10 protein-coding genes and 1 pseudogene are annotated in these 22,312 nt (G+C 62.3%); 3 read left to right on the forward strand and 8 right to left on the reverse strand.

Annotation, left to right across the window (positions count from 1 at the left end; translation table 11 throughout):
- Window positions 1-92: 92 nt before the first annotated feature.
- The 3 genes from CAF77_RS21415 to speB are packed head-to-tail and all read right to left on the reverse strand — an operon-like array spanning window position 93 to window position 3,043.
- A complete protein-coding gene (locus CAF77_RS21415; RefSeq protein WP_064383219.1) occupies window positions 93-1,604 on the reverse strand; it encodes a cytosine permease in 1,512 nt (503 codons plus the stop codon).
- A gap of 55 nt (window positions 1,605-1,659) precedes the next feature.
- The gene (locus CAF77_RS21420; protein WP_064383221.1) at window positions 1,660-2,082 is read right to left on the reverse strand and encodes a nuclear transport factor 2 family protein; all 423 of its coding nucleotides are present in this window, start codon (window positions 2,080-2,082) and stop codon (window positions 1,660-1,662) included.
- Between the two features lie 10 nt (window positions 2,083-2,092).
- On the reverse strand, window positions 2,093-3,043 hold the full coding sequence (speB, locus tag CAF77_RS21425) for an agmatinase (RefSeq protein WP_007956591.1): 951 nt from the start codon (window positions 3,041-3,043) through the stop codon (window positions 2,093-2,095).
- Window positions 3,044-3,357: 314 nt separating this feature from the next.
- On the opposite strand from speB, the gene CAF77_RS21430 reads away from it, so the two are divergent.
- Window positions 3,358-4,251, forward strand: coding sequence for a LysR family transcriptional regulator (locus CAF77_RS21430; RefSeq protein WP_039772530.1), 894 nt, complete (start codon window positions 3,358-3,360; stop codon window positions 4,249-4,251).
- Window positions 4,252-4,256: 5 nt separating this feature from the next.
- Complete coding sequence (locus CAF77_RS21435; RefSeq protein WP_064383222.1) at window positions 4,257-4,850, forward strand: tRNA-uridine aminocarboxypropyltransferase; 594 nt, start codon at window positions 4,257-4,259, stop codon at window positions 4,848-4,850.
- Between the two features lie 152 nt (window positions 4,851-5,002).
- Here CAF77_RS21435 and CAF77_RS21440 read toward each other — a convergent pair whose 3' ends face one another.
- The 3 genes from CAF77_RS21440 to CAF77_RS21450 all read right to left on the reverse strand — a co-directional run bounded on the left by CAF77_RS21440 (window position 5,003) and on the right by CAF77_RS21450 (window position 10,093).
- The gene (locus CAF77_RS21440) at window positions 5,003-6,364 is read right to left on the reverse strand and encodes an HlyD family type I secretion periplasmic adaptor subunit (protein ID WP_011332984.1); all 1,362 of its coding nucleotides are present in this window, start codon (window positions 6,362-6,364) and stop codon (window positions 5,003-5,005) included.
- A 10-nt stretch (window positions 6,365-6,374) separates the two neighbouring features.
- On the reverse strand, window positions 6,375-8,534 hold the full coding sequence (locus tag CAF77_RS21445; protein WP_064383224.1) for a type I secretion system permease/ATPase: 2,160 nt from the start codon (window positions 8,532-8,534) through the stop codon (window positions 6,375-6,377).
- A 200-nt stretch (window positions 8,535-8,734) separates the two neighbouring features.
- Window positions 8,735-10,093: a TolC family outer membrane protein gene (locus CAF77_RS21450; RefSeq protein ID WP_064383226.1), complete on the reverse strand. Its 1,359-nt coding sequence runs from the start codon at window positions 10,091-10,093 to the stop codon at window positions 8,735-8,737.
- 531 nt (window positions 10,094-10,624) lie between these two features.
- Between CAF77_RS21450 and CAF77_RS21455 the strand changes: the two genes are divergently transcribed.
- Entirely contained in the window at window positions 10,625-19,282 is an 8,658-nt protein-coding gene (locus tag CAF77_RS21455; RefSeq protein WP_064383228.1) for a retention module-containing protein, read from the forward strand.
- A gap of 197 nt (window positions 19,283-19,479) precedes the next feature.
- On the opposite strand, the gene CAF77_RS21460 is transcribed toward CAF77_RS21455, so the two are convergent.
- Both CAF77_RS21460 and CAF77_RS21465 read right to left on the reverse strand, forming a co-directional pair.
- Complete coding sequence (locus CAF77_RS21460; RefSeq protein WP_064383229.1) at window positions 19,480-19,857, reverse strand: DUF6124 family protein; 378 nt, start codon at window positions 19,855-19,857, stop codon at window positions 19,480-19,482.
- Between the two features lie 498 nt (window positions 19,858-20,355).
- A pseudogene (locus CAF77_RS21465) lies at window positions 20,356-22,312 on the reverse strand (hypothetical protein); the annotation flags it as partial.

A 22,312-nucleotide genomic window follows, 5' to 3' on the forward strand; every position in this document is an offset into this window, starting at 1 on the left:
ATGGCGTGTCTCCGATTGTCTTTTTTATGGTGAAACAAAATTGGTTCTATGAGGCTGCCCTTGTGGGAGCAAGCCCGCTCCCACAGGGTTGATCAGGCAGCCTGACGCAGCGCCGCTTCAGCCGGCGCATGCGCGCCTTTGCTGCGGGGATCCTTCGGGCCGTAGACCAGCGCCGGTTCCGGGAACAGGCTCAGCAGCATCAGGTACATCACCGAGGCCAGACCGAGGGTCACCAGCAGGCTGATGTCGATGCCGCCGGCCAGTTCACCGAGCGGGCCGACAAACTGCCCCGGCAGGTTGACGAAGCACAGGCCGACCGCCGCGCTCGGGATCCACGCGCCCAGGCCACGCCAGTTCCAGCCGTGGCTGAACCAGTAGCGTCCGCCTTGCTCGCCGCGCGTGAACACTTGCAGGTCGTCCGGGCAGTAGAAGCCGCGACGTACCACCAGGCCGATGATCATGATCACCATCCACGGGGTGGTGCAGGTGATGATCAGCACCGCGAAGGTCGACACGCTCTGCACCAGGTTCGCCGCAAAGCGCCCGATGAAGATGAAGGCAATCGACAGCACGCCGATCAGCAACGTCGCCTTGACTCGCGACAGCAGACGCGGGAACACGCTGGACATGTCCAGCCCGGTGCCATACAGCGACGTGGTGCCGGTGGACATGCCGCCGATCACCGCAATCAGGCACACCGGCAGGAAGAACCAGCTCGGCGACACCGCCAGCAGACCGCCGACGTAATTGTTGGCCGCGATGTAGTCCGGCGCCTGGATCGCCACGATGGTGGCGGTGGTCAGGCCGAACAGGAACGGGATGAAGGTAGCGATCTGCGAGAAAATCACCGCCGCCATGATCCGCTTGCGCGAGGTTTCACGCGGGATGTAGCGGGCCCAGTCGCCGAGGAACGCGCCGAAGGAAATCGGATTGCTCATGGCCACCAGCGCGGCGCCGATGAACGCGGCCCAGAAGCCCGGCTGGCCGAGGCTGACGGTACCGGCGTAGTGCGAATCGAAAGGACCGGCGAAGGCGAAGATGCCCAGCAGGAACAGCAGGCTCGCGCTCCACACCGCGACCTTGTTCACCCACAGCAGGAAGCGGAAGCCGTAGATGCACACGGTCAGCACCAGAATCGCGAACAGACCGTAGGCCAGGCCCAGGGTCAGGTCGGTTTCCGGCAGGCCGATCAGGCGTTTCGCACCACCGATCAGCGCATCTCCCGAACTCCACACCGAGAGCGAGAAGAAGGCGATGGCGGTCAGCAGTGACAGGAACGAACCGACGATCCGCCCGTGCACGCCGAAGTGCGCACCGGACGACACGGCATTGTTGGTGCCGTTGAGCGGACCGAACAGGCCCATCGGTGCGAGGATCAGCGAGCCAAGCAGCACGCCCGAGACAATCGCCCAGACGCCCGCCTGAAAGGACAGGCCGAACAGCACCGGGAAACTGCCGAGCACGGCGGTGGCAAAGGTATTCGCGCCGCCAAAGATCATGCGGAACAAGTCCACGGGACCGGCGGTGCGTTCGTTGTCCGGGATCTGTTCGACCCCGTGGGTTTCAATCTGCGTAAGGCTTTGGTCGTTGTTGTTGTTATTCATGATCTGCTCCGATCATAAAGGCGCGCTCATCGTGCGTGAGCGTCACCTGTCTTGGCTAAGGGGATGGCAGCCCTTCCGGCATTGCGGACAAATGTTCGTGGCAGGCCAGCCAATGGCCTTGTTGTTCTAGGCTCGACGCTTGTTTCTTGAAAACAATCGTCTCGCGCTCCTGGCTGAAGTGTTGCTCCCCTTGCATGCGCAGCTCGGTGGCCACGTCATGGATGAAAATCGCCACGTCACCCTGCAGGCTGACGAAGGCGTTGCTCGAAGTGCAGGACAGCACCTCGAAGCCATCCTCGGCGCGCCAGTTGTCCCACAACGCCTGATAGGCATCGCGCGACAGCAGGGGCTGTTCGAGGGTGTAGAACACGAAGCTCGCATCGGCGCTGAACGCGCCGAAGTAGGCTTCGCGATCGTTGCGGGCGAAGGCGGACACCAGATCGGCGGCCGCTTTCAGAACCTGATCACGTTCGTTCATGACCCGAGCCTCAGCGGTGGACCACGCCCGGCAGTACGCAGAGCATTTCGTACAGCAGGTTGGCGGCCAGCAGCGAGGTGTTGCCGGTGGTGTCATAAGCGGGCGAGACTTCTACCAGATCGCAGCCGATCAGGTCGAGGCCCTGACAGCCGCGAACGATTTCAATCGCCTGAATGGTCGTCAGACCACCGATTTCCGGGGTGCCGGTGCCAGGCGCCCAGGCCGGGTCGATGCCGTCGATGTCGAAGCTCAGGTACACCGGGCCGCCACCGACTTTCTCGCGCACTTCGGCCATCAGCGGTTCCAGCGACTTGTGCCAGCACTCTTCGGCCTGCACCACGCGGAAGCCCTGATCGCGGCTCCAGTTGAAGTCGTCAGCGGTGTAGCCCTGCGCCCGCAGACCGATCTGCACCACGCGGTCGCAGTCCAGAAGACCTTCTTCGACCGCACGACGGAAGGTCGTACCGTGGGCGATCTTCTCGCCGAACATGTGATCGTTGACGTCAGCGTGGGCATCGATGTGCACCAGACCGACCTTGCCGTGCTTTTTGTGGATCGCACGCAGGATCGGCAGGGTGATGGTGTGGTCGCCACCCAGGGTCATCGGGATCACGTTGTGCTCGAGGATGTTGTCGTAGGCCTCTTCGATGATGCGCACGGCGTCGAGCAGGTTGAAGGTGTTGATCGCCACGTCACCGATGTCGGCAACCGACAGCGAGTCGAACGGCGCTGCGCCGGTGGCCATGTTGTAAGGGCGGATCATCACCGATTCGGTGCGGATGTCGCGCGGCCCGAAGCGGGTGCCGGGGCGCAGCGAAGTACCGATGTCCAGCGGCACGCCAACGAAGGCAGCGTCCAGGCCGGCAGCGGTCGGTACATGGGGGAGTCGGAGCATGGTGGCGATGCCGCCGAAGCGCGGCATTTCGTTGCCGCCCAGTGGTTGGTGAAGAATCTTGTCCACGGGTAGGGCCTCATCGTCTTTGTTTTATTTATGTCGGCGCACCGCATTCGCAAGGTCACGGGCACCGCTGTGGGCCGATTCTGCGAAATGTAGTGGGGCGGAAGAATCGCTACGGGCAAATACTTAGTTCAGAAATTTCTAAACTAATGCCAGACTTCCCCCGTGCGCTCGTCACTGATCGTTCCCACGCTCCGCGTGGGAATGCCGCCCAGGACGCTCTGCGTCCGCTTCACGGCTGTGACGCGGAGCGTCACGGGATGCATTCCCACGCAGAGCGTGGGAACGATCTATGGAGAACGATCCTTGGAGTAGACATGGCCAACGCTTTACCCGACCTGAAACTGTTGCGCATCTTCGTCAGCGTCGTGCGTCATCAGGGGTTTGCCAACGCGCAGCAGGAACTCAACCTGTCGACCTCGGCGATCAGCACCTACATGAGCCAGCTCGAAGCCGCGCTCGGTCTGGTGCTGTGCCATCGCGGGCGCGGTGGTTTCAGCCTGACCAGCAAGGGCGAACTGTTCCATCAGGAAACTCTGCGCCTGCTCGCCGAGCTCGAAGGTTTCGAGCAATACGCCGCTGCGCTCAAGGGCGAACTGCGCGGCACGCTGAACCTCGGGGTGATCGACTCGACGGTCAGCGACAAGGCCCTGCCGTTCGCCGAAGCCATCGGCGCCTACAGCCAGGAACACCCGGCGGTGCATTTGCATCTGTCGGTGATGAGCCCGTATGAACTGCAACTCGGTGTGCAGGACAATCGTCTCGACCTGGCCATCGGTGCATTCTCCACGCGCATGAGCGGTCTGGTGTACATGCCGCTGTACCGCGAGCAGCACTGGCTGTATTGCAGCAACCGGCACCCGCTGTTCAACGAACGGCGGATTCCCGAACAGGTCATTACCCAGCAACGGATGGTCGGGCGCGGTTACTGGAGCCAGGCCGAACTGGCGCGCCACGGCTTCAAACACAGCGCCGCGACCGTGGAAAGTATGGAAGCGCAGCTGATTCTGGTGTTGTCCGGCGCCTACATCGGTTACCTGCCGGAGCACTACGCCCAGGCCTGGGCCGACAAGGGCGATTTGCGGGTGCTGCTGCCGGCCACCTTCGGCTATCAGGCACCGTTTTCCATGATCATGCGCCGTGGCCGCAGCCGCGAGCCGCTGATCCAGACTTTCCGCGATCTGCTCAAAGCGCAGCTCAATCAGGCATAAAGAACATGTCCAGACCCCAATGCCCGCGCTGCCTGCGCCCACAAACCCATTGCCTGTGCCCGCTGATCCCCAGCCTCGACAGCCGCACCCGGGTGTTGCTGTTGCAGCACCCGAGCGAGGTCAATCACGCACTCAACACCGCACGGCTGGCGGCGCTCGGTTTGAACAATGCCGAGCTGATCGTCGGTGAGGTTTTCGAGGATTTGCCCGCGCTGCTGAACCGACCGGGCTATCGGGCACGGTTGTTGTTTCCGGCGGACAATGCGCAACCGATGCAGGCTTACGCCGCGTCCGATGAACCGCTGTTGCTGGTGGTGCCGGACGGCACGTGGCGCAAGGCGCGCAAGATGTTGCACCTCAATCCCTTGCTGGCGGCGTTGCCACGGGTGACGCTGGCCGAGGGCGGAGTTTCACGGTATCGGCTGCGCAAGGCACCGGGGCCGGGGGCGCTGTCGACCATCGAGGCGATTGTTCAGGCGTTGCAGACGCTGGAAGCGCCGGCGTCGTTCGAGCCGCTGCTCAAGCCGTTCGAGGCGCTGATCGAGGGGCAGATTGCAGCGATGGGGGAGGCGACTTTCCAGAAGAATCACGGAGGCTGATCGGACGGGTACTGATCGCCTGATCGTTCCCACGCTCCGCGTGGGAATGCCGCCCGGGACGCTCCGAGTCCCTTCGCGACGGTGACGCAGAGCGTCACTGGATGCATTCCCACGCAGAGCGTGGGAACGATCAACGTGAGAGCGATCAATCACTAGCGCTCGCGCATCGCCTCGGTCCGGGCCTTGAGCACCGGTTTGAGCAGGTAATCCAGCACGCTTTTCTCCCCGGTAATAATGTCCACCGTCGCCACCATCCCCGGAATGATCAACAGCGGTTTCACATCCCCGCCCAAATGGTTTTTGTCGGTACGCACCTGGATCAGGTAGAAGCTGTTGCCCTTGTCGTCGGTGATGGTGTCGGCGCCGATCAGCTCAAGCTTGGCGCTGAGCCCGCCGTAGATCGTGTAGTCGTAGGCGCTGAACTTGACCATGGCTTTCTGGCCCGGGTGCAGGAACGCCACGTCCTGCGGCCGGACTTTGGCTTCGATCAGCAGGTTGTCTTCCAGCGGCACGATTTCCACCATGTCGCTGCCCGGCTGCACCACGCCGCCGATGGTGTTGACCTTCATTTGCTTGATCACCCCATGCACCGGCGAGGTCACCGTGGTACGGCTGACGCGGTCGTCGATGGCGATGCTCGAAGCAGTGATTTTCGACAGGTCGGTACGTTTCTCGTTGAGCTCCTTGGCCGCTTCGGAGCGGAAAGTCTGTTCCGATTCGTCGATCTTGCTGCGGATCTCGGCGATGGCCGATTCGGCGCGGGGAATGGCCAGGGTCGTGGCGTTCAGGGAACCGCGGATTTCCACCGCACTGCGCTTGAGCCGCAGGATCTCCACCGGCGACACGGCGCCAGTCTTGACCAGCGGTTCGGACATGTTCATTTCCTGATTCACCAACGCCAGGCTTGAGCTGTACTGACCCTGTTTCGAGCGAAACTCCGCCAGCTCCTGAGTCTTCTGCCGCAGCTGTTCGCTGAGGGTTCTCTGTTCGCTGGCCAGCCGCCGCTGCCGTTGCTCGTACAGCGAACGCTCGTCCTCGGCCACTTGCGGCGCCTTGGCGATCACTTCGTCCGAGAGCTTGAATGGCCGGCCTTCGGCTTCGGCGGACAAGCGTTCGACCTGCGCGGTCAAGGCATAACGATCGGCCTCGCTCTCACCCTTGTTCGACAGAAACCGCGTGTCGTCCAGGCGCAGCAGTTTGTCGCCCTTGTCGACCATCTGCCCTTCGCGCACGAAGATCTCGGTGACAATCCCGCCCTCAAGGTTCTGGATCACCTGGACCTTGCTCGACGGAATGGCCTTGCCTTCGCCCATGGTCACTTCCTGCAGCACCGCGAACTTGGCCCAGACCAGCGCACTGATCAGCAGCGCCGCCGCCAGCCACACGGTGATGCGCGACCAGCGTGGCGAATCCTGCAACGAGGCGCCGGCGGTTTCCGGCATGAATTCGGCTTCGGCGCTTTTACCGAAGCTGTCGAAATAACCGCGGGGTTTTGAAGAGGAAGAAGCAGACATGGGGCAACTCCTAGACCGCTGCCGAGCCGACCCGGCCCTTGCGCAACGCATCGATGACCGCTTCTTTCGGACCGTCGGCGACGATCCGGCCGTTGTCCAGCACCAGCAACCGGTCCACCAGGCTCAGCATCGAGGTGCGGTGGGTGACCAGCAGCAAGGTTTTGCCTTGCACCCAGCCGTGCAGCTTCTGGCGCAGGACGTCTTCGCTGCTGTTGTCCATGGCGCTGGTGGGTTCGTCGAGCAGCATGATCGGCGGGTCTAGCAGCAGCGCCCGCGCCAGTAACACCGCCTGGCGCTGGCCGCCGGAGAGCAATTGCCCGCGCTCGCCAACCGGCCGGTCGAAGCCTTGCGGGTGCTGCCGTGCAAGCTCGGTAACGCCGGTCAGTTCGGCCACTTCGAGCATCCGCGAATCGCTGATGTAGCGCGCGCCGAGGGTCAGGTTGTCGCGCAGGCTGCCGGCCAGCAGCGGCAGGTCATGGGCGACGTAACCGATCTGCTGGCGCAGGTCGGCGACATCCAGCTGCCGCAGGTCGAGGCCATCGAGCAGCAACTGGCCTTCTTCCGGTTCGTAGAAGCCCATCACCAGCCGCGCCAGGGTGCTTTTGCCCGAGCCGCTGCGGCCGATGATGCCGATCCGTTCGCCGGGTTTGACGCTGAAACTGACGTTGCTCAAGGCCGGGGTGTTCTGGCCGTTGTAGTGGAAGGTCACGGCGTTGGCGTCCAGCGCGCCTTGCAGTTGCGTGCGCTCCAGCGGCCGCTGTTTGCCGTCGCGTTCCTGAGGCAGGGACATCAGCGCGTCGGTGCTTTTCATGGTCAGTTGCGCTTGCTGGTAGCGGGTGATCAGCCCGGCGATCTGGCCTAGCGGCGCGAGCACGCGGCTGCCGAGCATGTAAGTCGCCACCAGTGCGCCGACGCTGAGATTGCCGGCGATGATGCTGTAGACCCCGGCCACAATCGTCGCCATCCCCGAAAACTGCTGGATGAACAGCGTGCCGTTGGTGGCCAGCGCGGAGAGATTACGGGCGTGGCTGTCGAGGCGGGTGAGGGCGCCGTGGGTGCTTTCCCATTTGTGCTGGCGCTCGCTTTCGGCGCTGCACGCCTTGAGGGTTTCCAGTCCGCCGAGGGTTTCGATCAGCAACGCCTGACGCTCGGCGCCGAGGCTCAGGCTTTTCTGCACGGTGTCGCGCAGGCGGGCTTGAATGATCATCGCGAACACGATCGTGATCGGAAACGCCAGCAGCGGAATCACCACCAGCCAGCCACCGAGCAGGCCGATCACCACCAGCATCAACACCACGAAGGGCAGATCGATCAGGCTGGTCAGGGTGACGGCGGTGAGGAATTCGCGCAGACCCTGAAAGTCGTGAATGCTCTGGGCAAAGCCGCCGATGGTCGCTGGCCGGGCCTTCATCGCCATGCCGGTGATGCGCTCGAATAAAGTGGCGGAAAGGATCACGTCGGTCTTCTTGCCGGCGGTGTCCAGCAAGTGCGCGCGCACCACCCGCAGCACCAGTTCGAACCCGGTGCCGATCAGCAGCCCGATCGACAGCACCCACAACGTTGAGGTGGCCTGGTTCGGCACCACGCGGTCGTAGGTCTGCATGACGAACAGCGGCACCATCAGGCCCAGCAGGTTGATCAGGAAACTGGCAAGAATCGCATCGCTGTACAGCCATTTCGACAGCTTCAGGGTGTCGCGAAACCACGCCTGCACCCGTGGCACCAATGGCGAGCGCAGGTCTTCCAGTTCATGCCGGGGCCGGGCGAACAAAGCCTGGCCGCTATAGTGTTCGGTGAGTTCTTCACGGCTGACCCATTGCTCGCCGCCGTCGGCTTCGCTGGGCAGGATCAGCGCCTTGCCATCTTCGCTAAAACGCCGCAGCACTGCCGTGCGCCCGTTGCCCAGCAGCAACAGCACCGGCAGGTTCAGCGGTGAAATGTCCTTGAGTTCCCGGCGCAGCAAGCGCGCCTGCAACCCGGCCCGGGCTGCGGCGCGGGGCAGCAGGTCCAGGCTCAGGCGTTGTTTGTCCAGGGGCAGCCCGGCGCTCAGGCTGGCGCGACTGACTGTCGCGCCATGGAGCTTGCAGAGGATCAACAGACCGTCGAGCAACGGGTCATCGAAGCTCAGCCGCGGATCGATCCCGGTGTTACCGGGTTGCATGCTGGTCATATTGATCGCTCCCGTTGAGCTGGCTCGGCTATCCACATCAACCCTTTGTTACTGCGAGGCGTTCAACCGTACTGATCGTTCCCACGCTCTGCGTGGGAATGCCTCTAGGGACGCTCCGCGTCCAGTGACGCGGAGCGTCACGGGCTGCATTCCCACGCGGAGCGTGGGAACGATCAAAAACACAGCCTTCGGCAGCGTGGTTATTTCAGTTCAGGCAAGCGTGCTTCGTTTTTCACCTCGGTCGCGGCAATCGCATCGGCCGGCAGCACCACGCGCTGCTTGCTCAACAACTGGCCCATGTTCGCCAGCACGCGGTACATCGAGTATTCCTCGGTGTAGCGGATTTCGGTGTAGCGACGGTTGGCGTTGTACAGCTCGTTTTCACTGTCGAGCACGTCCAGCAGGGTGCGCTGACCGAGGCCGAACTGATCCTGATACGCGGCGCGTACACGCTTGGTGGTTTCGGCGTATTCGCGGGCGGTCGGGGTTTGCTTCTTGGCGTTGAGCATGGCGTTCCACGCCAGGTGAATGTTCTCGTTGAGCTGACGCAGGGCGTTGTTGCGGATGTCCATCGCCTGGTTGATCTGGTGCGCGTCGGAGGCCAGTCGAGCCTTGTCGCTGCCGCCACGGAACAGGTTGTAGTTCATCACCACGCCGACCCGCCATTCGTTGTCGTGGCCCTCGTCGCCCTGCACGTTGTTGTTGGCGCCGACCGCCGCTTCTGCGTCGAAGCGTGGATAGAACGGCGACTTGGCAACTTCATACTGGCTCTCGGCCGATTGCACGTCGGCCTGGGCGGATTTCAGGTACGGGTTGTTCTCGACCATGCTCTGCTGGGCTTCGGGTAGCGTGGCGGGCAACTCGCCGCGGGTCGAAGCCGGCGTTTCCAGCTCATCGGGCATGCGTCCGACCACGCTGTAGAAGTTGGATTCGGCGTCGGCCAGATCGACTTCGGCGGTGTCGAGGTTGTTCTGGGCCAGCGCCTTACGGGCGACCGATTGATCGGAGTCGGCGGTGCTGCCCACGCCGCGCTCGGTGCGCAGGCCGATCTGGTCGTTGACCCGCAAGTGCGCCTGCAGGTTGTTCTTGGCCAGGGTCACCAGTTCGCGACGCTTGAGCACTTCGAGGTAGACCTCGATGGTGCGCAGCGCCAGGTCCTGGGCGGTGCCTTGGGCGTAATAGGCGCGTGAGTTGGAGACGCCCTTGGTGCGCTCGACTTCGTTGGCGGTGTTGAAACCGTCGAACAGCATCTGCCGCAGCCGCAGTTCGGACTGGGTGTAATTGAGGATTTCGGTGTGATGGTTACCGAAGGCCCGGGTGTTGGTGTTGTCGCTGTAGCCGCGCCCGTAAGCAGCGTTCAGGTCCACCGACGGATAGAAGCCGCCCTTGGCGACCTTCACCTGTTCATCAGCCGACAGGCGCGCATCCACGCGCGAGGCCAGTTCGGGGTGGGTGGCAATGGTGCTCTGAATCGCCTCGGTGAGGTTCATGGCCTGGGCTTGAGAAGTGCAAGCCATGGCCAGCAAAACCGCGCTGCAGAGGGGGGTTAGTACGCGCATGGGTGCATCTCCCTGAGTCCTGATGGTGTTTCGCTGTCGCCAATTTATTGACGATATTTTTAGTAAAAAGCGTTTCATGCCTGTAACAACAGAGCTAAGAACATCCTGAAGCGTAGCTAAGAAAAAATTTTCATAAGGGTTATGCCAAAAAAAACTTATGCGCTTCGCCAAATCCAGCACATTGTTCCACTCGAAAGCCTTTGTTTTATGCGCTTTAGGGAGCACAGAAAGGCTTGAGGAAAGTTCCACTCACTTTGCGACATACGGCGAAGTACTGCTAAAGGGGAGGGACGCGTAGCGGCTGATGAGCGACAGTTTTTTGTCACTCGGGTGATTCACCACCGTTACGTAGCGTTAGTGGGCCTGCTGCATCGAACAGAGATTCCAAGTGCTTGATGGCGCTGGCGTTTCTGGATTTGCGCAACCTGCGAAACGAACTGTCGAGGTGCGAGCGTCGCCCCGACAACCCGCTTGAGCCATGGGCTGCTTCGCGAACCAGCGCCGACGGTGGTCGGCAGCGGAGGAATGCACATGGCAACGCTCATCGGGATCGTCACTAAAGTCATTGGTCAGGTTTTCGCTCAATCGGCAGACGGCAGTCGGCGCCCATTGGTCGAAGGCGATCGGCTGTTTGCAGGGGATCAATTGATCACCGGGGCGGAGGGGGCGGTTGCCGTCCATCTGCAAAATGGCCAGGAACTGACCCTCGGTCGCGACAGCAGCCTGACCATGACCGGCCAGTTGCTCGCCGATCAGGCGGCACATGTCAATGCACCGGAAGCGGTGACCCCGAGCGAGTCGCAACTGACCGACGTCGAACAGATCCAGAAAGCCATTGCCGCCGGCGATGACCCGACCCAATCCGCCGAAGCGACCGCGGCCGGCCCCGGAGCCACCGGTGGTGCGCCGGGCGCGCTGGGTGGCGGTCACAGTTTCGTGTTGTTGACAGAAGTGGCGGGCCGGGTCGATCCGGTCATTGGTTTCCCCACCGCCGGCTTCAACGGCATTCCCGAGTTTCCCGAAGAGCGGCATAACGCCGTGATCGACAACGGTGACGGCCAGGCCGCACCGATTGTTCCGCCTCCACCCCCAGTCAACAATCCGGTCACACTCACCGGGCTGTCTGTTGCCGGTGGCGAATTGAATCTCAACGAAGCCAATCTGCCCGACGGTTCCGCTGCCAATCCGGGCGCGCTGACCCAGACCGGCAGCTTCACGGTGTCGGCGCCGGACGGTCTGAGCAGCCTGAGCATTGGCGGTATCAACGTGATCGTCGGCGGCGTGCCGATCGGTTTCCCGCAATCGATCACCACGCAACTGGGCAACACTCTGACCATTACCGGCTACAACCCGGCCACCGGCACGGTCAGTTACAGCTACACCCTCAACGGCAACGAGACCCACGCAGCGGGCGACGGCGCCAACAACCTCAGCGAACAATTCACCGTGATCGCCGGCGACAGCAATGGCGACACGGCCACCGGCACGCTGGACGTCAACATCACCGACGACGTGCCGAAAGCGTTTGATGACAACAATGGCACGGCCTCAGAGACCCAGCTGACGCTGACCGGCAACGTCCTGACCAACGACGTGCAGGGTGCTGACCGCGTGCCTGTCGGCGAAAACGCCGGCCCTATTACCCCCGGCACCTTTGTCGGGACTTACGGCACGTTGGTGCTCAACGCCAACGGCACCTACACCTACACGCTCAACACCAACGATGCGGACTTCAAAAACCTGCATGGCGGTGGCAATGGCACCGAGACGTTCACTTACACCCTGACCGATGCCGACGGCGACACCAGCACCGCCAACCTCGTCCTGCAGATTCACAACAACGACGACCCGGTGGTTATCAACGGGTTGAACGTCGAGGGCGGCGAACTCACCGTCTACGAAAAAAATCTGAGCGACGGCAGCAGCCCCGATACTCCAGCGCTGACCCAAAGCGGCACCTTCACCATCACCGCGCTGGACGGCGTCACCACGCTGACCATCGGCGGCATCGCCGTGGTCACCAATGGCGTGGCCGCCGGCTTCCCGCAATCGGTGACCACGCCACTGGGCAGCACGCTGACGATCACCGGCTTCAACGCTGCAACCGGCGTTGTCAGCTACAGCTACACCCTGGTCGATAACGAAGCGCATCCAACCGCCAACGGCGCCAACGTGCTCAACGAGCAATTCGCCGTGACCGTAGTCGATGACAACGGCACCACCGCCAATGCGACGCTGGACGTGAACATCGTCGATGACCTGCCAAAAGGCGTGGACGACAGCAACGCCGGGACTGCTTCGGAAACCAACCTCACGCTGAGCGGCAACGTCCTGACCAACGACGTGCAGGGTGCTGACCGCGTGCCTGTCGGCGAAAACGCCGGCCCTATTACCCCCGGCACCTTTGTCGGGACTTACGGCACGTTGGTGCTCAACGCCAACGGCACCTACACCTACACGCTCAACACCAACGATGCGGACTTCAAAAACCTGCATGGCGGTGGCAATGGCACCGAGACGTTCACTTACACCCTGACCGATGCCGACGGCGACACCAGCACCGCCAACCTTGTGCTGCAGATTCACAACAACGACGACCCGGTGGTTATCAACGGGTTGAACGTCGAGGGCGGCGAACTCACCGTCTACGAAAAAAATCTGAGCGACGGCAGCAGCCCCGATACTCCAGCCCTGACCCAAAGCGGCACCTTCACCATCACCGCGCTGGACGGCGTCACCACGCTGACCATCGGCGGCATTGCCGTGGTCACTAACGGCGTAGCCGCAGGTTTCCCACAATCCATCGTCACCCCGTTGGGCAGCACCCTGACCATCACCGGTTTCAACGCTGCAACCGGCGTTGTCAGCTACAGCTACACCCTGGTCGACAACGAAGCGCACCCGACTGCCAACGGCGCGAATGTGCTGAACGAGCAGTTCGCCGTGACAGTAGTCGATGACAACGGCACCACCGCCAACGCCACGCTGGACGTAAATATCGTCGATGACCTGCCAAAAGGCGTGGACGACAGCAACGCCGGCACGGCCTCGGAAACCAACCTCACCTTGAACGGCAACGTCTTGACCAACGACGTGCAAGGCGCCGACCGCGTGCCTGTCGGCGAAAACGCCGGCCCGATCACGGCGGGCACTTTCACCGGGACTTACGGCACCCTGGTGCTGAACGCCAACGGCACTTACACCTACACGCTCAATACCAGCGACGCCGATTTCAAAGCCCTGCACGGCGGTGGCAACGGCACTGAAACCTTCACCTACACCATCACCGATGCCGACGGCGATACCAGCACCGCGAACCTCGTCTTGCAGATCCACAACAACGACGACCCGGTGATCATCAACGGCCTCGACGTGAATGGCGGCGAACTCACCGTCTACGAGAAAAACCTCAGCGACGGCAGCAGCCCCGATACTCCAGCGCTGACCCAAAGCGGCACATTCACCATCACCGCGCTGGACGGCGTCACCACGCTGACCATCGGTGGCATCGCCGTGGTCACCAATGGCGTGGCCGCAGGCTTCCCGCAATCGGTGACCACGCCACTGGGCAGCACGCTGACGATTACCGGCTTCAACGCGGCGACGGGCGTCGTCAGCTACAGCTACACCCTCATCGACAACGAAGCGCATCCAACCGCCAACGGCGCCAATGTGCTCAACGAGCAATTCGCCGTCACCGTAGTCGATGACAACGGCACCACCGCCAACGCCACGCTGGACGTGAACATCGTCGATGACCTGCCAAAAGGGGTGGACGACAGCAACGCCGGGACTGCTTCGGAAACCAACCTCACGCTGAGCGGCAACGTCCTGACCAACGACGTGCAGGGCGCCGACCGCGTACCGACCGGCCCGAATGCCGGCCCGATCACGGCGGGCACTTTCACCGGGACTTACGGGACATTGGTGCTGAACGCCAACGGCACTTACACCTACACGCTCAATACCAGCGACGCCGATTTCAAAGCCCTGCACGGCGGCGGCAACGGCACTGAAACCTTCACCTACACCATCACCGATGCCGACGGCGATACCAGCACCGCGAATCTGGTGCTGAACATCCACAACAACGACGATCAGGTCTACCTCAACGGCCTCGACGTCAACGGTGGCGAACTGACCGTCTACGAGAAAAACCTTAGCGACGGCACCAGCCCCAACACCCCGGCGCTGACCCAGAGCGGCACCTTCACCGTCACCGCACTCGACGGTCTGCAAACCCTGACCGTGGGCGGCATCGCCGTGATCACCAACGGTGTCGCGGCAGGCTTCCCGCAATCGGCGGTCACCCCGCTGGGCAGCACGCTGACCATCACCGGATACGACCCGGCCACGGGCGTGGTCAGCTACAGCTACACCCTGGTGGATAACGAAACCCATCCGACCGCCAACGGCGCCAACAGCATCACCGAGAACTTCAACGTGGTGGCGACCGACACCGACGGCAGCACGGCGACCGGGCAGATCAACGTCAACATCATCGATGACCTGCCGACCGCCAAACCCGACGCGACGTCGGTGCAGGAGGGCGGCACCGTCAGCGGCAACGTGCTGGACAACGACATCGGCGGCGCCGACGGCCCGGCAGCCAGTGGCGCGGTGGTGGGCGTGCGCGCCGGCTCCGACACCTCGACCTCGGCCATCGGCGGCCTCAACAGCAACATCAACGGCACCTACGGCTACCTGACCCTCGACGCCAACGGCAATGCGGTCTACCACAGCAACCCGAATGCCGTGAGCGGCCCGGGTGCGGTGGACGTGTTCGTGTACACCGTGCGCGATTCCGACGGCGATGAAAGCACCACCACCATCACCATCGACGTCTACAACAGCAAACTGTGCGCGGTCAGCGACACCGACGTCACCGTCTACGAAAAAGCCCTCGACCTGACCAAGGACGGGCAAGACCTGGCCCCTGGCACGGTCACCGGCAGCGACCCGACCAGCACCGGGGAAACCGCGTCCGGCACGCTGGTCGGTTCGGTCACCGGCGCGGTCGGTGCGATCAGCTACGCGCTGGTCGGCAGCGCCACCGGCAACTACGGGCAGATCGTGCTCAACCCCAACGGCACGTACACCTACACCCTGACCTCACCGGCCAGTACCACCCCGCACGCCGACGATGGCGCCAACACCCTGACCGAAACCTTCACCTACCAGGCCACCGATTCGCTGGGCAACGTCGTTACCAGCACCATCGTGGTCAACATCGTCGATGACGTGCCGAAGGCGATCAACGACAGCAACGCCGGCACCGCGTCGGAAACCCAGTTGACCCTCAACGGCAACGTGCTGACCAACGACGTGCAAGGCGCCGACGTGGTGGCGACCGGCCCGAATGCCGGCCCGATCACCCCCGGCACCTTCACCGGCACTTACGGCACTCTGGTGCTTAACGCCAACGGCACGTACACCTACACGCTGAACACCAACGATGCAGACTTCAAAAACCTGCACGGCGGTGGCAACGGCACCGAGACCTTCACCTACACCCTGACCGATGCCGACGGCGACACCAGCACCGCCAACCTGGTGCTGAATATCCACAACAACGACGATCCGGTGGTCCTCAACGGCCTCGACGTGTATGGCGGCGAGCTGACTGTCTATGAGAAAAACCTCAGCGACGGCACCAGTCCCAACACCCCGGCACTGACCCAGAGCGGCACCTTCACCGTCACCGCTCTTGACGGTCTGCAAACTCTGACCGTGGGCGGCATCGCCGTGATGACCAACGGCGTGGCGGCCGGCTTCCCGCAGTCGACCGTCACCCCGCTGGGCAGCACGCTGACCATCACCGGTTACAACCCGACCACCGGCGTGGTGAGTTACAGCTACACCCTGGTGGATAACGAAACCCATCCGACCGCCAACGGCGCCAACAGCATCACCGAGAACTTCAACGTGGTGGCGACGGACACCGATGGCAGCACCGCCACCGGGCAGATCAACGTCAACATCATCGACGACCTGCCGACCGCCAAGGCCGACACCGGCTCGGTGGCGGAGGGCGGCACGGTCAACATCAGCGTGCTGGGCAATGACATCAGCGGCGCGGATGGCGCGGCGATCGTGGTCGGCGTGCGCGCCGGCGGCAACACCGCGACCTCGGCCATCGGCGGCCTCAACAGCAACATCAACGGCAACTACGGCTACCTGACCCTCGATGCGGCCGGCAATGCGGTCTATCACAGCAATCCGAACTCGGTGAGCCCGCCGGGCGCCACCGACACTTTCACCTACACCATCCGCGACAGTGACGGCGACGAAAGCACCACCACCATCACCGTCAACGTCGCCGACAGCAAACTCGTGGCTTCGACCGATCAGGACGTGACCGTCTACGAGAAAGCTCTCGACCTGACCCAGGACGGACAAGACCTGGCCCCCGGCTCGGTCACCGGCAGCGACCCGAGCAACACCGGCGAAACTGCCAGCGGCACACTGGTCGGTTCGGTCAGCGGCGGCAGCGGGGCGATCACCTACACCCTGGTCGGCAGCGCCAGCGGGATTTACGGGCAGATCCAGCTCAATGCCGACGGCACCTACACCTACACCCTGACCTCGGCGCCGAAAACCATGCCGAACGCCAACGACGGGCCGAACACCCTGAGCGAAAGCTTCACCTACAGAGCCACCGATGCGCTGGGCAACAGCACCACCAGCACCATCGTGGTCAACATCGTCGACGACGTGCCCAAAGCGGTGGCGTCGGATCGTTCGGTGGCGGCGGTGGAGATCGACTCCAACATCCTCATCGTCCTCGACATCTCCGGCAGCATGGCTGACGCCTCCGGCGTACCGGGCCTGTCGCGGCTGGAACTGGCCAAGCAGGCGATCAGCGCCTTGCTCGACAAGTACGACGATCTGGGCGATGTGAAAGTGCAGCTCGTCACCTTCAGCAGCAACGCCACCGACCGCACTTCGGTGTGGGTCGATGTCGCGACGGCCAAGACCCTTCTGGCCGGCCTCAGCGCGGGCGGCGGCACCAACTACGACGCTGCCGTGGCAACCATGTACAACGCGTTCAACACCTCGGGCAAACTCACCGGGGCACAGAACGTCGGTTACTTCTTCTCCGACGGCAAACCCAACGAGGGTGACATCGGCACCGCCGACGAAGCGACGCTCAAGGCGTTCCTCGATGCCAACAACATCAAGAACTACGCGATCGGCCTGGGCAGCGGCGTGAGCAACGCCAACCTCGATCCGCTGGCGTACGACGGCATCACCCACACCAACACCAACGCGGTGGTGGTCACCGATCTCAACCAGCTCAACTCGGTGCTCTCCGGCACGGTTGAGGGCGCGCCGGTCACCGGTTCGTTGATCGGCGAGGGCGGTACGTTCGGCGCCGATGGCGGGTTCATCAAATCCATCGTGGTCGACGGCACCACCTACACCTATGACCCGAAAGCCAACGGCGGCCAGGGTTCACTGGGCGCCAGCGGCGGCGCCAACCACGGCACGTTCAACACGGTGAACAACACCCTGAGCATCGCCACCAACAACAGCGGCACCCTGGTGGTCAACCTCGACACCGGCGACTACAGCTACACCTCGCAAAAAACCACCGCCGTGGTGATCACCGAGAACATCGGCTTCACCCTCAGCGACAACGATGGCGATCTCTCCAGCTCGACGCTGACCGTGAAAGTGATCCCCAACGCGCCTCCGGTGGCGGTGGACGACCACATCATCACCAACGTGCTGTCGGGCAACATCGTGGTGCCGGGCGAGCTGTTGCTGGCCAACGACACCGACCCGAACGGCGACACCCTCAACGCCACGCCGACCTCGTTCAACACCGGCTGGATCTCAAAATCGGCGGACTTCACCGGCAGCGGCGCGATCAGCTTCACCGGCACCAATGCGAACACCGCCGCCAACCAGAACCTGGCCAACGTGCGCAATGCGTTCAGCGCCAACGCTGCGACCATGACCGCCGTGCTGGTGGTCAGCGGCTACCTCGGCGCGGTCACCAACACCAACGCCAACGATGAAGACCGCATCACCGTCAACCTGCGCCAGGGTGAAACCCTCAACCTGGACCACAACCTGGCGGCCGGTCACATCACCATGGAGTACTCGATCAACGGCGGCGCCTGGATCGCCCTATCCGACGGCCAGACCCTGACCGCGACGTCCGACGGCGTCTACCAGATCCACATCACCAACATCAGCAACACCACGGGCAACAACGTCAACGCGGCAGAGAACTACCAGTTGACCATGACCCTCAACTACGCCGGGGCCCACGACATCACCCCGGACTACCACGGCACCTACACCGCCAACGACAACCATGGCGGCAGCGACACGGCGAACGTGACCATCAGCTATCAGGACGGCCACACCCTCACCGGTACCTCGGGCGATGACGTGCTGGTGGCCGGCACCGGCGACAACATCATCAACGCCGGCGACGGCAACGATGTACTGACCGCAGGCTCCGGCAATAACGAACTGCACGGCGGAGTCGGCAACGACTTGCTCTACAGCGGCCCGGGCAACGACCTGCTCGACGGTGGCAGCGGCATCGACACCGCCAGCTACGCCCATGCCACCGCCGGGGTGACGGTCAACCTCGGCCTGCTCGGTGCGCAAAACACCATTGGCGCCGGGACAGACACCCTGACCGGTATCGAAAACCTGGTCGGCTCGAACTTCAACGACAGCCTCACCGGCGACAACAATAACAACGTGATCAACGGCGGCCTGGGCAACGACATCCTCAATGGCGGCGGGGGCGATGACCTGCTGATCGGCGGGATGGGCAACAACACCCTGACCGGCGGGCCGGGCGCCGACACCTTCCAGTGGCTCAAGGGCAACAGCGGTCACGACCTCGTTACCGACTTCACCCCCGGCACCGACAAGCTCGACCTGTCGCAACTGCTGCAAGGTGAAAACGGCACGTCGGCGTCACTGGATGACTACCTGCACTTCACCGTCACCGGCAGCGGCGCCTCGGTCATGACCAGCATCGACGTCAGTGCCATGGCCGGCGCCACGCCGAACCAGACCATCGACCTGGCCGGCGTCAACCTCGCCAGCCACTACGGCGTGACGCCGGGGGCGGGCGGTTTGATCGCCAGCGGGCATGACACGGCGACGATCATCAACGGGATGCTCAATGATCATTCGTTGAAGGTGGACACGGTCTGATCTGATCGCTGAAACGACAAAACCCGCCGTCCCGATCAAACGGGACGGCGGGTTTTTTGCGCGCGGATCGTTCCCACGTCGAGGCGTCGAACCGTCCGCGTGGGAATGCAGCCCGGGACGCTCCGCGTCCCAAAGAGCGGACGCAGAGCGTCCATTGAGGCATTCCCACGCAGAGCGTGGGAACGATCAGGCGGCGATCATGCTACGGCGGGCGCCTCAGCCTTCAACTCCAGATTATCCAGCACGCGATTCACCGCCAGCTCACCCAGCATGATCAGTTGCGCAATCCCCAACAGCACATGCCGCTGCGACCCGTCCACCAGCCCGGCGAAGTCATTGGCCATGGTCTTGGCCGAGGTCAGGGTTTCACAGGCGTCTGCCAGCAACTCTTCGCTGTCGATACCGGGCGCGATGAGGTAGCGGGTGTTGGGTTTGAGCAGCGGTTTTCGGGGGAGGAGGGGATTGAGGTAATGGTCGAGCGCACGCTCGGCGGCTTCGTGAAATTTTTTGGAATCGAGGGTTTCGTAGGGGGAAGTCGAATCGACTTCGGGCGGGTTTGGCGTTGGTTTGATCATTGTGAAGCTCCTTGAGATATGGAGCCGTCATCCATCGCTGCTAAACGAAGAGGGTGGCGGCTGAACGCGGGTTAGCAGACCAGGCTCAAGGATCCCGGCGCACCGAAGTGCCCCACGTCAGCCGCCATAACAAACACTGGCGACACCAACGTGCCTTGAAGTTAACCGGGCTGCTAAACCCGATCGCTGTTTTTCAGCGACCGCCAAACAATAGAACCCGCCCCCAAGGCGCACAAGCCGGCGGATTCTGGCGGATGCGTAGGCAAAGGCGCAAGGTGGCGTGGCTTTGCGGATATAAACTTCAACACTCTTCAACAAATGCATCCTCAGCAGGTAGAACTACCAAATCCGCCCGCCCGGTTGAAAGGGCGCGTGGGTTTCCCTGATGGGAGCAGGCAATTAAACAGGGTCACTTTCCATCCCCCGATTTTCCTTGTGTGGTGAGTATTGAGCGGCACTCTCGACAGAGCGCCGCTCGACCAGACCGGGGGGGCGGGTTCAGACCGACGTTTTTGACTGGCTCAAACGGCTGGCCATGAGCGCTTGTCCACGTGAAGCCGGGGTTGCGAGATAGGACACCGTCCCGTTGAGTGGAGGCTGTACGGTACTGCTGTCTCCACCTCCTGCGGCTTGCCCCCAGGTCACGACTCGACCGTCGGCGGTTAGCGCTGTGAAACCATGGGTATTGGCGTAGATCGCTACGACGTCGGTCAATTGCGCCGCGACCGGAGCTGTATTCCCGCCCACCGTTGCATTACCCCATGCCGCCACCGTTCCATCCTTGTACAGCACGGCAAATGCGTCGGATGTGCCCGCGATCTGAACAACATCATCCCGGGCCGCGATGGCGGCGGGCACGATACCGGCAGCATTGGTTTCGGGCCATGCAACCACATGACCGTTTTCTCGCAGCGCTGCGAAGGCGGCCCAGGTTCCGACGACTGAAAAGATATCCGTCAGGGAGGCTATCAGCGTGGGAACTGTCCCCCCTTGCGCAGCAGGGCCCCAGGCGACGACCTGTTTGGTGTCGAGCAGGGCACAGAATGAATAGTGATTGGCACAGGCAAGTTGCGTGATATTGGTCAGGCCGGCAATGGTGGCCGGTACCGCGCCACCATAGGTTGCGTGGCCCCAGGCGACTACCGTGCCGTTTGTTCTTCTCGCCGCGAAGGCATATAAACTGCCGAGAAGCTCGTCGATATCGTCGAGCGTATCTATCGGTGGAGTCACGGTTCCGCCATGGGCGGCCACGCCCCAGGCCTTGACGTGGCCTGTAGCCAGTCGTACTGCAAAGGCATATCCGGCAGGGGTTACCTCGACAGCATTGGTAATGGCCTTGACCTCGGCACTTGTCGTTCCTCCGTTAACTATTGTGCCCCAGGCATGGACGGTTCCATCACCCTTGATCCCCGCGAAAGCAGTGGTATTGCCGACAACCTGGGTGAAGCCCGTTGGATTGACTGTACTCATGTCACTGCCCTCACCTGCGGTGTTGCTCCAGGCGATGGTGGTGTTGTTGCTGCGTCGGGCTGCATAGGTACTGCGTGTGCAGCTCACTTCCACAATGTCGTTCATGGTGATGATAGTGGGCGGGATGGTACTGCCATTGGCAGGCAAACCCCAACCCGCCATATTGTTCTTGTCTCGAAGCGCGACGAACGCTGCCTGGCCGGTGACGGTGCTTTCGCTGCCATTGCCGTAGATGTTCGCTTCACTAATCGTGAAGTGGTCGTCGAGAGTACGTACCTGAAGAGGTTCCTGTGGGGAGGTATCGAGCCAGTTCTGGCCCTTGGTCCAGGTGCTGCTATTGGCGTATTTCCACTCGGCCAGGATCGGTTTGTCGGTCGTGGCATCAAATGCCATCAGCCAGCGGCTGGCTCGCGAAGCCCAATACACGCTGCGGTTGTGGCGGGCACCCATGACCTTCAGTTTGCCCGCTCCGATCACATTGCTTACGTCGTATACCGCCGGGACTGAAGGGTCATCGGTACCACCTGCCTTGCGTTTGACGGTATAAGTCAGCTCGATAGTGTTGCCATCTTCAGCAAGGATCACGCTGTGAGGCACTTTGATCGACGACAGCTCTTTGTCCGCCTCTGTGGGCTTGACCGGGTACGCAGGAAGGGTGGTAGGAGATTTTCCCGTCACGGTAACGATGACTTCGTCGTCTGCCTTCAGTCCAGCGGAGGCGTTGATGATGATTGTTGCACCAGCCGTTACGTGATCAGGATTCAATTGATCACCTTTTGCTTCCTTGAACTCGGCCGGGGCCAGTCGCTGTTGCTGTGAGGTTCCGATCGTAAATACTTTTGGATTCGAATAACTGGTCTTGCCCGATTCAAACCGAACGATGTGATAGCGGATACTCAACCGTTCACCGCGACGGGCCTCAAAATACTGCAGTACAAACGCCGCATTGAGCGGAAATTTCACGGGTTTACCGGCGCTCAGTGAG

This window comes from Pseudomonas sp. R15(2017), from assembly GCF_002112685.1.
GTDB lineage: Bacteria > Pseudomonadota > Gammaproteobacteria > Pseudomonadales > Pseudomonadaceae > Aquipseudomonas > Aquipseudomonas glycinae.